The 13,336-nt window shown below is 60.6% G+C and carries 11 protein-coding genes and 1 pseudogene; 3 read left to right on the forward strand and 9 right to left on the reverse strand.

What is annotated here, in order from left to right:
- From APH41_RS25155 to APH41_RS25165, 3 genes and pseudogenes are all read right to left on the reverse strand, one after another.
- Positions 1 to 326 (reverse strand): annotated as a pseudogene (locus tag APH41_RS25155) (phosphate acyltransferase); the annotation flags it as partial.
- Between the two features lie 4 nt (positions 327 to 330).
- Positions 331 to 513 carry a 50S ribosomal protein L32 gene (gene rpmF / locus APH41_RS25160; RefSeq protein WP_003179396.1) on the reverse strand — a complete coding sequence of 61 codons (183 nt, stop codon included), beginning with the start codon at positions 511 to 513 and terminating at the stop codon, positions 331 to 333.
- Positions 514 to 526: 13 nt separating this feature from the next.
- Complete coding sequence (locus APH41_RS25165; RefSeq protein ID WP_003175611.1) at positions 527 to 1,057, reverse strand: YceD family protein; 531 nt, start codon at positions 1,055 to 1,057, stop codon at positions 527 to 529.
- Positions 1,058 to 1,162: 105 nt separating this feature from the next.
- Between APH41_RS25165 and APH41_RS25170 the strand changes: the two genes are divergently transcribed.
- On the forward strand, positions 1,163 to 1,741 hold the full coding sequence (locus APH41_RS25170; protein WP_054922142.1) for a nucleoside triphosphate pyrophosphatase: 579 nt from the start codon (positions 1,163 to 1,165) through the stop codon (positions 1,739 to 1,741).
- Between the two features lie 133 nt (positions 1,742 to 1,874).
- On the opposite strand, the gene APH41_RS25175 is transcribed toward APH41_RS25170, so the two are convergent.
- From APH41_RS25175 to rluC, 3 genes are read right to left on the reverse strand one after another with little or no spacing between them, the layout of a single operon-like run.
- Positions 1,875 to 2,858 carry a S49 family peptidase gene (locus APH41_RS25175; RefSeq protein WP_034128442.1) on the reverse strand — a complete coding sequence of 328 codons (984 nt, stop codon included), beginning with the start codon at positions 2,856 to 2,858 and terminating at the stop codon, positions 1,875 to 1,877.
- A 21-nt stretch (positions 2,859 to 2,879) separates the two neighbouring features.
- Positions 2,880 to 3,542, reverse strand: a complete 663-nt coding sequence (locus APH41_RS25180; protein WP_054922144.1) for an HAD-IA family hydrolase — start codon at positions 3,540 to 3,542, stop codon at positions 2,880 to 2,882.
- The gene (rluC, locus tag APH41_RS25185; RefSeq protein WP_034128444.1) at positions 3,529 to 4,488 is read right to left on the reverse strand and encodes a 23S rRNA pseudouridine(955/2504/2580) synthase RluC; all 960 of its coding nucleotides are present in this window, start codon (positions 4,486 to 4,488) and stop codon (positions 3,529 to 3,531) included. Before rluC ends, APH41_RS25180 begins: the two co-directional genes overlap by 14 nt.
- A 766-nt stretch (positions 4,489 to 5,254) precedes the next feature.
- On the opposite strand from rluC, the gene rne reads away from it, so the two are divergent.
- Positions 5,255 to 8,404: a ribonuclease E gene (gene rne, locus APH41_RS25190; protein ID WP_169918868.1), complete on the forward strand. Its 3,150-nt coding sequence runs from the start codon at positions 5,255 to 5,257 to the stop codon at positions 8,402 to 8,404.
- Between the two features lie 551 nt (positions 8,405 to 8,955).
- On the opposite strand, the gene APH41_RS25195 is transcribed toward rne, so the two are convergent.
- The 3 genes from APH41_RS25195 to APH41_RS25205 all read right to left on the reverse strand — a co-directional run bounded on the left by APH41_RS25195 (position 8,956) and on the right by APH41_RS25205 (position 11,988).
- The gene (locus APH41_RS25195) at positions 8,956 to 9,540 is read right to left on the reverse strand and encodes an NTP transferase domain-containing protein (RefSeq protein WP_054897928.1); all 585 of its coding nucleotides are present in this window, start codon (positions 9,538 to 9,540) and stop codon (positions 8,956 to 8,958) included.
- Complete coding sequence (locus tag APH41_RS25200) at positions 9,537 to 10,523, reverse strand: XdhC family protein (protein WP_054897927.1); 987 nt, start codon at positions 10,521 to 10,523, stop codon at positions 9,537 to 9,539. The genes APH41_RS25195 and APH41_RS25200 overlap by 4 nt, the downstream gene beginning before the upstream one ends.
- A 133-nt stretch (positions 10,524 to 10,656) precedes the next feature.
- Positions 10,657 to 11,988, reverse strand: a complete 1,332-nt coding sequence (locus APH41_RS25205) for a dicarboxylate/amino acid:cation symporter (RefSeq protein ID WP_003189258.1) — start codon at positions 11,986 to 11,988, stop codon at positions 10,657 to 10,659.
- A 338-nt stretch (positions 11,989 to 12,326) separates the two neighbouring features.
- Between APH41_RS25205 and APH41_RS25215 the strand changes: the two genes are divergently transcribed.
- Positions 12,327 to 13,325 (forward strand): AraC family transcriptional regulator, encoded by a 999-nt coding sequence (locus tag APH41_RS25215; protein ID WP_054922148.1) that lies wholly within the window; start codon positions 12,327 to 12,329, stop codon positions 13,323 to 13,325.
- The last annotated feature ends 11 nt before the right edge of the window (positions 13,326 to 13,336 follow it).

Below are 13,336 nucleotides of genomic sequence, written 5' to 3' on the forward strand. Positions count from 1 at the left end.
CCGGTATTACCGGCACTGACACAGGCGTGCACCTTGCCATCACGCAATAGCTCAAGGGCCACCCGCATTGAAGAATCGGGTTTGCCACGCAGGGCAACCGCCGGCTTTTCATCCATGCTGATGGTTTCGCTGGCTGGCGTAATCGTCAGGCGCGCGCGATCCACCGCCGGATGGCTGGCAATCAGTTCTTCAAGTAGGGAGGGTTGACCGACGAGGGTCAGATGCAGCGAGGGCGTGGCAGACAGGCTGGCAATGCAGGCCTGAACAATGCTGCGGGGACCGAAGTCCCCGCCCATTGCGTCAATCGCGATGACTTGAGCAGACAAGTGATTACTCGTCAGCGCCCTTGTCGATCACTTTACGGCCACGGTATACGCCTTCTGGCGATACGTGGTGACGCAGGTGAACTTCACCAGTGGTCTTTTCCACGGACAGGGTGCTAGCCTCGAGAGCGTCGTGCGAACGGCGCATGTCACGGGCGGAGCGGGATTTTTTGTTCTGCTGAACAGCCATAATTGATTAACTCCTAAACGTTTGGGTCACGCTTTAACTGCGCCAATACACTGAACGGGTTGGACCGCGTTACCTCGTCCTCGCTCGGCTCGGCCTCGTCATCGAGACCCTCCGGCTGCTGGCATTCTTCCGGATGATGAGCAGGCACAATGGGCAAGGCGAGCAAAAGCTCCTCCTCGATCAGTGCATGCAGATCCAATGGATCTTCGCCCAGTTCCAGCACGTCATAACCTTTCGGCAACGACTGGGTATTCGCACCCTCTTTCACCACAGCATAACTGCATTCGCTGTGGATCGGCAGGGTGACCAGCTCAAGACAACGCTGGCAAACCATTTTGACTTCGGTGTCGATAACGCTGTGGATTACCACAGATTTACGTTCATCTCGTTCAAAAACGAATTTCGCCTGCACCGTACCGACAGTGTCGGAAAGCGGGTCGCAGAGTCTCTCCAAATCGGCCAGCAGCACTTCACCTTGAAGGGTGGTGCCACGATCAGCCAATTTGCGCGGGTCAACGTGAGGTGGAATCGGGTCATTCAACATAGGCGCAGCATTATAGGGATGCACCCGGCCATGTCAAAGGAAATTCAGCCCTGTGCGTCAGCCGGTCACGTCGCTAGAATCGGCGACTGCCTTGAGGAGACATATATGCTGCCTTTATTACTCGCGTCCAGCTCGGTTTATCGCCGGGAATTACTGAGTCGCCTGCACCTGCCGTTCACCTGCAGCTCGCCGGATATCGACGAAAGCCACCGCCCGGATGAATCCGCCATCGAGCTGGTCAAGCGCCTGGCCGAACAAAAGGCCCGCGCCCTCGCCGCCAGCCATCCAGGGCATTTAATCATTGGCTCGGATCAGGTCGCCGCACTGGAAGGCCGGATCATCGGCAAGCCGCACACCTTCGAAAATGCCCGCGAGCAATTACTGGCTGCCAGCGGCAAGCGTGTGAGCTTTCTAACCGGGCTGGCACTGCTCAACAGCGAGACCGGGCGCTGCCAGGTGGACTGCGTGCCGTTTACCGTACACATGCGTGAACTGGATGCAGAGCGTATTGAGCGCTATCTGCGAATTGAACAGCCGTATGACTGTGCGGGCAGCTTCAAGGCCGAGGGACTTGGCGTGAGCCTGTTCCAGAGCACGGAAGGGCCTGATGCGACCAGCCTGATCGGCCTTCCGCTCATCAGGCTGGTGGACATGCTGCTGACCGAAGACGTGAAAATCCCTTAAGAACACTGCAAAACCAAATGTGGGAGCGGGCTTGCTCGCGAAAGCGGAGTGTCAGTCGATACAAGTGCGACCGATCCACCGTCTTCGCGGGCAAGCCCGCTCCCACATTTTGAGCTATATCAGCCTTGAGATTTTAGCGCAGGGATGGCCCCTGGAAGCCCATGTACAGCGCCAACTTCTCCGCCACACTGGCACCGAGTTTCTTGGAGAAGCGATCAAACGGCGATTCCTCGACCGTAAAATCCACCAACTCCTTCTCACCCACTACATCCCGCGCCACCGAGCTGGCGCTGCCCAAGCCGTCAATCAAGCCCAGCGGCAATGCCTGCTCGCCCGACCAGACAAGGCCGGAGAACAGCTCCGGATGCTCTTTATCTTTCAAGCGATCCCCACGCCCCTGCTTGACGCTGGCGATGAACTGACGATGGGTAGTGTCGAGCACGCCCTGCCAGAACGCGGTTTCATCCGCCTTCTGCGGCTGGAAAGGATCGAGGAACGACTTGTGCTCACCCGAGGTATAGGTGCGACGCTCGACCCCCAGTTTCTCCATGGCACCGACAAAACCGTAACCGGCCGCCGTCACACCGATAGAACCCACCAGGCTGGCCTTGTCGGCATAGATCTGGTCTGCGGCACTGGCAATGTAATAGGCACCCGAGGCCCCCAGGTCGGAGATCACGGCATAGAGCTTGGTATCCGGATGCAAGGCGCGCAGACGACGAATCTCGTCATACACATAACCCGACTGCACTGGGCTGCCACCTGGGCTGTTGATGCGCAGGATAACGCCCTTGACCTTGGCATCCTCAAAAGCCGCGCGCAGGCTGGTGACAATATTGTCGGCACTGGCGGGCTCCTTGTCGGCAATCACGCCGCGCACTTCGATCAAGGCGGTGTAGTGACTGCCACGGGTGGCGCTCTTTTCCATGTCCATCAGCGGACTGAACAGCGCCAGCATCCCAAGCAGGTACACAAAGGTCAGCAGCTTGAAAAAAATCCCCCAGCGCCGCGAACGCCGCTGTTCCTGGACGCTGGCCAGGAGGGTCTTCTCCAACAGCTTCCAGCTTTTATCATCACTGCTCTCGGCCTTTTCAGGCGCCTTCCACTCGTCACTCATGCCATCAACCCCAGCAAAGACTTATCGGGCCCGGCTGAGCCAGGCCTGCAGTTCGGAAAAATGATCAATCGTCAGCCTCGGCTCGTACTGCTGCAACGCCTCGGCAGACTGGGCGCCGTAGCTGACGGCGACACTATCCATGCCCGCATTGCGGGCCATCATCAGGTCGAAAGACGCATCACCCACCATCAATGCCTCACGTGGCGTAACGCCACAGTGCGCAAGGATCTGCTCCAGCATCAAGGGATGAGGCTTGCTGGCGGTTTCATCCGCAGCGCGGGTGATATCAAAGTAATCTTCCCAGCCGTGAGCCTTGAGCACACGGTCCAGGCCGCGACGAGCCTTGCCGGTGGCGACCGCCAGGTGATAGCCCTCGGCACGAAACGCTTGCAGCGATTGCACCACGCCTTCAAACAGCGGCGAAGGGGTAGCTTCCAGCGCAATGTAGTGGTCAGCGTAGTGCTCGCGAAACGCTACCAACTCGGCGTCGCTGATGTTGGGGTAAAGGGTGCGAATGGCTTCAGGCAAACCCAGGCCGATAATGCCCTTGACCGCCAGATCCGTGCACAACTCAAAGCCCGAGCGGGTCGACGCCATGTGCATGGACTCGACGATGCGGCCAATGGAATTGGCCAGCGTCCCGTCCCAATCGAAGATCAGCAGCTTGTAGTCAAGGTGCGACACTCAAACGCTCCACGGTCTTGGCCCACATTTCATCGACCGGCGCCTGCAATTTCAGCTCGCCGCCATCGGGTAGCGGCACGGTGAGCATGTAGGCGTGCAGGAACAGGCGCTTGCCGCCCAGGTCGCGAATTTCCTTGGAGAAATCTTCGTCGCCGTACTTGGTGTCGCCCGCAATGCAGTGGCCCGCATGCAGGGTGTGCACACGAATCTGGTGAGTGCGGCCAGTGACCGGCTTGGCCTCGACCATCGTGGCGAAGTCACCGAAGCGACGCAACACCTTGAACAGGGTCAGGGCTTCTTTGCCCTCCTCGTCCACTTCGACCATGCGCTCGCCGGAGCGCAGATTGCTCTTCTGCAGCGGCGCACGCACGCTCTTGATCGAGCTGGCCCAATTGCCGCGCACCAGCGCCATGTAGCGTTTGTCCACGCCATCGCCACGCAGGGCGGTGTGCAAGTGGCGCAACATGCTGCGCTTCTTGGCGATCATCAACAGGCCGGAGGTGTCACGGTCCAGGCGATGCACCAGTTCCAGTTCCTTGGCATCCGGGCGCAACTGACGAAAGGCTTCGATCACGCCGAAGTTCAAGCCACTGCCACCATGAACCGCAATGCCACAGGGCTTGTTGATCACGATCAGCTTGTTGTCTTCGAACACGATCGACGCTTCCAGGCGCTGCAACAACCCCTGGGCCAGCGGTACCGGTTCGTCGCGTTCAGGCACGCGCACTGGCGGCACACGGACGATATCGCCCGCCTGCAGCTTGTACTCAGGCTTGATGCGCCCCTTGTTCACGCGCACTTCGCCTTTACGCAAAATGCGATAAATCAAGGTCTTGGGCACGCCTTTGAGCCTGGCCAAAAGAAAGTTGTCGATGCGTTGGCCGGCATATTCCGGCGAGACCTCAAGCAGCTGGACGCTGGGGGTCGGGGGGGTGGTAGTCGTCATGGCGGCGATGATAACAATTTTTTATGGAATTGAAGCACTTAATCATTACTGCTATAGTCGCGAACGCCGCCAAAAGCGGCCTGGACAGAGGACATGCGGCAAACTGCCGGCCCTGACCATCGCAATTCATCAGGACGCGAGGCCGTCCTACGGGGCTTTCGCCACCCAGGAAGGCTCAAGATTGTAACAAGCGCAGGTGACATGAGGCCTGAAGCGAGTGCAGAAAGCAGAGTGAATACTCGCCTTTTGCGCCGATATTTACGGCCAGTTCACAAAGTGCAGTCAGTTTTGAGCCAGACCATGGCGAATGCTTCGGAAACAACGCCTGTTAAGAGCTGAGTGAGAGCGCAACCGCCCACACCTAGTCTTGTTTAGCCATGAGCGTGGACTCCCCATTGGAGAACACGGTAAATGCCAACCCGCTGCGGATTCTGCGCGCGGCAGCACCCGAATTATCAGGGATACGTGTAGGGTGGAGATGCACAACCGTCGGACTGTGTAGCACTAGGCTTGTTTTAGACGCTTCATCTCGTCCACAGTCGCCGGTTGATTCCTCCTCCTGACCTTAGCTTTTGTTGAAGTGGTGCCTTTGTCACCACCGCTAACGAGCAGGACGCGTCCGTCGCGATACCGGCCCAATTGGCCGATTTTGCTGGACACTGGAGTGGCCAACCACTCTTGACGCACCTGACACCGACCGTGAGAAGTCGTGTGTGCCGAACGCCGTTTCCGGCAGCCCGGAAACCGACGGTACAACATGAAAAGAATGCTGATTAACGCAACTCAACCCGAAGAGTTGCGTGTTGCACTGGTAGATGGCCAACGCCTCTACGACCTGGACATCGAATCCGGTGCACGCGAGCAGAAAAAGGCCAACATCTATAAAGGCCGTATCACTCGCATCGAACCAAGCCTTGAGGCTGCCTTTGTCGATTTCGGCTCCGAGCGCCACGGCTTCCTGCCCCTCAAAGAAATCTCCCGCGAATACTTCAAGAAAGCCCCTGAAGGCCGCGTGAACATCAAGGACGTCCTGAGCGAAGGCCAGGAAGTCATCGTCCAGGTCGAAAAAGAAGAACGTGGCAACAAGGGCGCAGCCCTGACCACCTTCATCAGCCTCGCCGGTCGTTACCTGGTGCTGATGCCGAACAACCCACGTGCCGGCGGTATTTCCCGTCGCATCGAAGGCGAAGAGCGCAACGAACTGCGTGAAGCGCTGAACGGCCTGATCGCACCGGCCGACATGGGCCTGATCGTGCGCACTGCCGGCCTTGGCCGCAGCAGCGAAGAAATGCAGTGGGACCTCGACTACCTGCTGCAACTGTGGACCGCTATCAAAGAAGCGTCCCTGGATCGTTCCGCGCCGTTCCTGATCTACCAGGAAAGCAACGTCATCATCCGCGCCATCCGCGACTACCTGCGCCAGGACATCGGCGAAGTGCTGATCGACAGCGTTGAAGCCCAGGACGAAGCCCTGACCTTCATCCGCCAGGTGATGCCGCAGTACGCCAGCAAGATCAAGCTGTACGAAGACAGCGTGCCGCTGTTCAACCGTTTCCAGATCGAAAGCCAGATCGAGACCGCCTTCCAGCGCGTGGTCGAACTGCCTTCCGGCGGCTCCATCGTGATCGACCCGACCGAAGCTCTGGTGTCCATCGACATCAACTCGGCACGTGCGACCAAAGGCAGCGACATCGAAGAAACCGCCCTGCAGACCAACCTGGAAGCGGCTGAAGAAATCGCCCGCCAGCTGCGCCTGCGTGACATCGGCGGCCTGATCGTGATCGACTTCATCGACATGACCCCTGCCAAGAACCAGCGCGCCGTGGAAGAGAAAGTCCGCGAATGCCTGGAAGCTGACCGCGCTCGCGTGCAAGTCGGCCGCATCTCGCGCTTCGGCCTGCTGGAAATGTCCCGTCAGCGCCTGCGTCCATCCCTGGGCGAGAGCAGCGGCATCGTCTGCCCGCGTTGCAACGGCACAGGCATCATCCGTGACGTTGAATCGCTGTCCCTAGCGATCCTGCGCCTGATCGAAGAAGAAGCCCTGAAAGACCGTACCGCCGAAGTTCGCGCCCAAGTGCCGATTCCGGTTGCCGCCTTCCTGCTCAATGAAAAACGCAACTCGATCACCAAGATCGAACTGCGCACCCGTGCCCGTATCGTCATCCTGCCGAACGATCACCTCGAAACGCCGCACTTCGAAGTACAGCGCCTGCGTGACGACAGCCCGGAAGCCCATAGCGGGCAGTCCAGCTATGAAATCGCCGCGGCTGCCGCCGAAGTCGAAGAAGTCCAGCCAGCCGCTGCGACCCGCACCCTGGTTCGCCAGGAAGCCGCGGTGAAGACTGCACCGGCCCGTGCCAACGCACCGGTACCGACCGAAGCTGCCGCCCCGGTTGCCGCGCCGGCCGCGCTGCCTGAGCCAAGCCTGTTCAAGGGCCTGGTGAAGTCGCTGGTCAGCCTGTTCGCCACCAAGGAAGAGCCTGCTGCCCCGGTTGTGGTTGAAAAACCTGCCACCGAGCGCCCGGCGCGCAACGAAGAGCGTCGCAACGGTCGCCAGCAGAGCCGTAACCGCAACGGCCGCCGTGACGAAGAGCGCAAGCCTCGCGAAGAACGTGCCCCGCGTGAAGAACGCGCACCACGTGAAGAGCGTGCGCCTCGCGAAGCCCGCGAAGAAACCCCGACCGTCGCCCGTGAAGAACGTGCACCGCGTGAAGAGCGCGCCCCACGTACCCCACGCGCTCCACGTGAAGACCGCAAGCCACGTGGCGAGCGTGAAGAACGCGTGCGTGAACTGCGCGAGCCTCTGGACGCGGCACCTGCCGTTGCCGCTGCCGCAGCCGTTAGCACCGAAGAACGCCCGGCCCGCCAGCCGCGTGAAGAACGCGCACCACGCGAAGAGCGCCAACCGCGCCCGCCACGTGAAGAGCGTCAACCACGCGCCGAGCAAGCCGCTGCTGCCACCGAAGAAGAAGTACTGACCGGCGAAGAGCAGTTGCAGGAAGACGGCCAGGACAACGCCGAAGGCGATCGTCCACGCCGCCGCTCCCGCGGCCAGCGTCGTCGCAGCAACCGTCGTGAGCGTCAGCGTGATGCCAACGGCAACGTAATCGAAGGTTCGGAAGAAACCGGCGAGAACGCAGAAGCTGCCAACAACGAGCCAACAGGCGCCGAACTGGCTGCCGGTTTGGCCGTTACCGCTGCCGTTGCCAGCTCAGTCATCAGCGCACCTGCTGAAGCCCAGGCTCACGAGCAAGCCGAACGTGCTACCGCTGCCATCGAAGACACTGTTGCCGTAGAAGCGCCAGCCGCCGAAACCCCAGCGGTTGAAGCGCCGGTTGTTGAAGCGCCAGTCGTTGAAGCCACGACCCCTGTCGAAGCCCCAGCGGTTCCGGAAGTGGAAGTTGCCCCGGTTCGCGATGCACAGCCAGAAACCGACGTGGTTGCCGTTGAACCAGCTCCATCGGTTGAGCCTCAGCCAGTAGTCGAAGCGGCTGTAGAAGCTCCGGTGGTCGAAGAAGCTGCCCCGGCTGTGCGTGAAGTTCGCGAAGAACAGACCGCCTTCCAGTGGACCGCCGAACCGGCTGCACCGGTTGAAGCGCCAGCGCCTGCCCCAGTGGTAGAAGAAGCACCGGCACCGGTTGCTGAAGTCGTCGCCGAGCCAGCCCCAGTGGTTGAGCCGACGCCGGTTGCTGAGCCTGCGCCCGTGGTTGAAGTTGAAGCCCCAGTGGTTGCCGAAGTGGCCGCCCCTGTGGTTGAAGCTGCACCTGCAAGCGCCCTCACCGAAAACGGCCGTGCGCCGAACGACCCGCGTGAAGTGCGTCGTCGCCGCAAGGAAGCCGAAGCTGCTGCAGCCGCAGCCAAGGCGGTAGAGCACGAGGCCCAGGAAGCAGAGCACGAGCCTAAACCCCTCGTCTGATTCCATAAGCCACTAAAAAGCCCCGCCTGAGTGATCAGGCGGGGCTTTTTTATGGCTGATTATCTCGACCTGGAATGCGATCACTGCGGGAGCTGGCTTGCCTGCGATAGCGTCGATTCAGCCAGCGTGGCGGTGACTGACACACCGCTATCGCAGCAGAGGTATCTACACAACTTTGTGGGCTGTAACGGCAGACGGTAACCACGATGCGAAGCGAGTCGCTCTTGATCTGCTTTTGATCTTAGGCGCCCCGTCAAACCACGCCGGCCGGTATTCGACAGGGATTTTGGGGGTGAACCGGCAGCGATTTAGCCGCCGTCAGGGCGGAACCTTAAGTGGCCGTTACCGCAGGAATGGATATGTACACAATCCAACTGTGTTGACTGTCAGGCCGCTATCGCAGGCAAGCCAGCTCCCACATTGGACGGTGGTGCGTCAGGTAGATAAGCGCCGGCTATCAGGCCGTTACGGGAGCAAGCTCCCTCGCCACAGGTCCAACGTCGGCTCTAAGTAGATACCTATGGCTATCGTAGGCAAGCCAGCTGCCACACTTAACCTGCAGTAAAACTCAACCGTTGCGGCACATCCACATCCCAATGCACACCAGGATCATCTACCTGCACTTCTCGCACCTGAGTTTGTGCAAACAACGGCCTGGCCCCACGATCCCCACTCAGAGCCATCAGCGCCGGCCCAAACCTGTGATGGAAAGCCACCGGGTGCCCGTACTGCCCGGCAGATACCGGCACAGTGATGCCCTCCACGCTGGCAATCACCCGTTCGATACTCGATGACTGAATAAACGGCATATCCCCCAACACCACCAGCCACCCATCCGCTGCACCGCTGGCCTTGACCGCCGTCGCAATGCTGTCGCCCATACCGCTCGAATCCAGCAGTACAACCTGACAGCCATAAGCCTCTGCCAGGCGGATAACCTCCCCGCGCTCCGGCGACGTCACTAGCCAGCGCGTTACAACACGCTTAGGCAAGTTGCGCAGCACCTGCTCGATGACCGGCCGGCTAACACCATCCAGCCCCACACACGCGGCGAGCAATTTGTCTTGATCAGCTCCAGCTTCAGCACGAAAACGACTGCCCTGCCCCGCCGCCAGCACAATCGCCGCCACAGTCACTCGGCCACCACTGCCATCGGTTTCTTCTGCATCGGTGCCACACCGTTCTTGATCGCAACAATTTCCGCCATCAGCGACAGCGCAATTTCCGCCGGCGTATGGCTGCCGATGTGCAGGCCGATCGGCCCGTGCAAGCGCGCAATGGCCTCCGCCGACAGGCCCAGCGCGGCCAGGTTCTCCCGACGCTTCTGGGTATTGACCCGCGAACCCAGGGCGCCGATATAGAACGCCGTGGAGTTCAGCGCCGTCAGCAACGCCATGTCATCCAGACGTGGATCGTGGGTCAGGCAAACAATAGCCGTGCGTTCATCGGTATGGATATTCAACACCGCCTCGTCGGGCATGCCCGGCACAAAGCGGCCATGCTGGTCTTCCCAGCCATAGACGAACTCTTCGCGGGGGTCGCAGATCAGCACTTCGAAATCCAGCAGACGTGCCATTTCCGCTACGTAGCGCGACAGCTGCCCGGCGCCGATCAACAGCAGGCGCCAGCGCGGGCCATAGATGGCGCGCAAGCGTTCGCCGTCGAAGCTCACCACGTCGGTCTTGCTGGCGGCGCTCAAGGTCACTTCGCCGGTGGCCAGGTTCAGCTCGCGAGCGACAATCTGATGATCTTCACAACGCGCCAGCAGCGTTTCGACCCAACCCCACTCTTCCACGCGCTCCTCGGTGAGCCGCAGGGTGCCGCCGCAGGGCAGGCCAAAACGCGCCGCCTCGTCGCGGGTGACGCCGTAGGTCACCAACTGCACGGGCGGGCCGTCAGCGGGTAAGCGGCCGTCCTGCAGGCGCGCGATCAAGTCATCCTCGATGCAACCGCCCGACACCGAACCAATCACCACACCATCACCGCGCAGGGCCAGCATCGCTCCCGGCGGGCGCGGCGCGCTGCCCCAGGTTTGCACCACGCTGTACAACATCACGCGCTGCCCGGCGCGGCGCCATTGCAGCACGCTGCGCAGGACGTTCAGATCCACACTGTCCATCAGGCCTCCGGTAAGTACTGTCGCGCTCACTGTAAACCAAAAATATCGGTTGTATCCCGCCAGAAACGCAAACGCCCCGAACCAGTCGGGGCGTTTACGGATAGCGCTGGCGTCAGTTCACGCCCGCAGCCACTTACTTGACGACAGGCGCCGGGCCTTCAGCCACGCCCAGGTCATCGAGCTCGCGGGTTTCGGAGATACCGGTACCGCCAGACGCCAGCTCGCTTTGCAGCTTGTCGGTGTCCAGTTCCTTGACCCACTTGGCCACAACGATGGTGGCAACTGCGTTACCCACCAGGTTGGTCAGCGCACGGGCTTCGGACATGAAACGGTCGATACCCAGGATCAGCGCCAGGCCGGCAACCGGCAGGTGGCCAACGGCCGACAGGGTGGCGGCCAGTACGATGAAGCCCGAACCGGTCACGCCAGCAGCGCCTTTGGACGACAGCAGCAGCACCAGCAGCAGGGTGATCTGGTGCGTGATGTCCATGTGGGTGTCGGTCGCCTGGGCGATGAACACGGCTGCCATGGTCAGGTAGATCGACGTACCGTCGAGGTTGAAGGAGTAACCGGTTGGAATCACCAGGCCGACCACGGACTTCTTCGCGCCCAGGCGTTCCATCTTGATCAGCATACGCGGCAGTGCGGATTCCGACGACGAGGTGCCCAGTACGATCAGCAGTTCTTCACGGATGTAGCGGATCAGCTTCAACACGCTGAAACCGTGAGCGCGGCAGATAGCGCCCAGCACCAGCACCACGAACAGAATGCAGGTGATGTAGAAGCAGATCATCAACTGGCCCAACTGCACCAGGGAACCGACACCGTAGGCGCCGATGGTGAACGCCATGGCACCCAGGGCACCGATTGGCGCGAGCTTCATGATCATGTTGATGATGTTGAACATCACATGGGCGAAGCGATCGATGAAGTCCAGCACCGGCTTGCCGTAGGCACCCAGGCGGTGCAGGGCGAAACCGAAGATCACCGAGAACATCAGCACTTGCAGGATGTCGCCGTTGGCGAAGGCGCCGACGATGGTGTTCGGGATGACGTTGAGGATAAAGCCGACGATGCTCTGGTCTTTACCGGCGGTGACGTAGGCCGCCACTTTGGAAGCATCCAGGGTCGCGACGTCGATGTGCATGCCGGCGCCCGGCTGCACCACGTTGACCACGACCAGGCCAATCAGCAGGGCGATGGTGGAAACGATTTCGAAGTACAGCAGCGCGTAGCCGCCGGTCTTGCCCACCGACTTCATGCTTTGCATGCCAGCGATGCCGCTGACCACGGTACAGAAGATGATCGGGGCGATGACCATTTTGATCAGCTTGATAAAGCCGTCACCCAGTGGCTTGAGGGCCACGCCGGTCTGCGGGTAGAAGTGGCCGAGCAAAATACCGATAACGATTGCAACGATCACCTGGAAATACAGGGATTTGTAGATTGGCTGACGAGTCGTCATTGCAAAGTTCCTCAATCGTCCCGTGTGGCAAATATCCGCCATTGCCCACGGCACTTGAATTGCGAACCCTCCTGCACTGGAGGGATTTGTTGTTTGCGAAGCCTGTAGGAGCAAGCCTGCGCTGTAATCCTTATCGCAAACAGCGTGCCACTTTGCTTAAACGCGCTGAAGGCCTTTAGACATGAGGGCTTTGGGTTCACGGGCGACTCCGGAGAGTGCAACACAGTGGCGGATTTCCGCCCACTCATCCTGTCTCGTCCTACAATTTGGCGGATATCCGCCTTGTCGCCCCACTGGGTGATGGCTACCATCCGCCACTCCATGGATGAGGCCCTTGCATGCGTGAACGTACCATCGCCAGCCATTACGCCCGAGCGGCCCTCGGCGGTGCGCGCCGAGCCGGTTTCGACTACTCGGGGGTGTTGCAGCAGGTGGGCATCACCCCGGAACTGCTGACCGAACCCCGCGCCCGCATCGCTCCAGAGCAATTTGCCCGCTTGCTGCAAATGCTCTGGCTGGGGTTGGATGACGAATACCTGGGGTTTGCCGAAGGGCCGAGCAAACGCGGCACTTTCGCCATGATGTGCCACGCGCTGATCCATTGCCGCACGCTGGAGAAGGCGCTGGAGCGCGGCTTATTGTTCTATAGCCTGTTCCCCCAAGGCCCACGCTGGCAGCTGACCAAAGAAGGCGACATGGCGCGCCTGAGCCTGGACGACTCACAGCTATGGGACCCGGACCACTTCCTCAGTGAATGCCTCCTGGTGATCTGGCATCGCCTGGGCAGTTGGTTGATCGGCCAGCGTATCCGGCTGCAGCAGGCCACCTTCAGTTACCCGATGCCGGCCCATGCCGGTGAATATGACCTGCTGTTCCCCTGCCGCCAGGTGTTCGGCGCGCCGACCAGCAGCCTGGTGTTTCCCAGCCGCTACCTGAGCCTGCCGCTGTTGCAGGATGAACGCACCCTCAAGCACTTCTTGCAGCGCTCCCCTGCCGACTTGTTGTCCCGGCCGGATGAAGGTGACAGCCTGAGCAGCCAGTTGCGCCGCCTGCTGAGCCGCGACCGCACGCCCTGGCCAGACCTGGAAGCCGTCGCCCAGCACCTGCACATCAGCCCACAGACCCTGCGCCGCCACCTGCGCGAAGAAGGCACGAGCTTTCAGGCATTGAAGGATGAGCTACGCCGGGATATCGCCATTTACCACCTGGGGCGGGCGGATTTGTCTTTGCAGGAGATCGCCGAGCAGTTGGGGTTTTCCGAACCGTCGGCGTTTCATCGGGCGTTCAAGAAGTGGACAGGGCTGACGCCGGGGGCCTACAGAGCGCAGGAGAGTTAGCGGTGTATTGG

Source organism: Pseudomonas sp. NBRC 111138 (assembly GCF_001320835.1).
Lineage (GTDB): Bacteria > Pseudomonadota > Gammaproteobacteria > Pseudomonadales > Pseudomonadaceae > Aquipseudomonas > Aquipseudomonas paracarnis.

Bases quoted from the DNA above. Each gene is read 5' to 3' on its own strand.
- APH41_RS25200 (WP_054897927.1), bottom strand. From the start codon at position 10,523: ATGGACAGTGTGGATCTGAACGTCCTGCGCAGCGTGCTGCAATGGCGC.
- APH41_RS25175 (WP_034128442.1), bottom strand. From the start codon at position 2,858: ATGAGTGACGAGTGGAAGGCGCCTGAAAAGGCCGAGAGCAGTGATGAT.
- rluC (WP_034128444.1), bottom strand. From the start codon at position 4,488: ATGACGACTACCACCCCCCCGACCCCCAGCGTCCAGCTGCTTGAGGTC.
- APH41_RS25215 (WP_054922148.1), top strand. From the start codon at position 12,327: ATGCGTGAACGTACCATCGCCAGCCATTACGCCCGAGCGGCCCTCGGC.
- APH41_RS25205 (WP_003189258.1), bottom strand. From the start codon at position 11,988: ATGACGACTCGTCAGCCAATCTACAAATCCCTGTATTTCCAGGTGATC.
- rpmF (WP_003179396.1), bottom strand. From the start codon at position 513: ATGGCTGTTCAGCAGAACAAAAAATCCCGCTCCGCCCGTGACATGCGC.
- APH41_RS25165 (WP_003175611.1), bottom strand. From the start codon at position 1,057: ATGTTGAATGACCCGATTCCACCTCACGTTGACCCGCGCAAATTGGCT.
- APH41_RS25170 (WP_054922142.1), top strand. From the start codon at position 1,163: ATGCTGCCTTTATTACTCGCGTCCAGCTCGGTTTATCGCCGGGAATTA.
- rne (WP_169918868.1), top strand. From the start codon at position 5,255: ATGCTGATTAACGCAACTCAACCCGAAGAGTTGCGTGTTGCACTGGTA.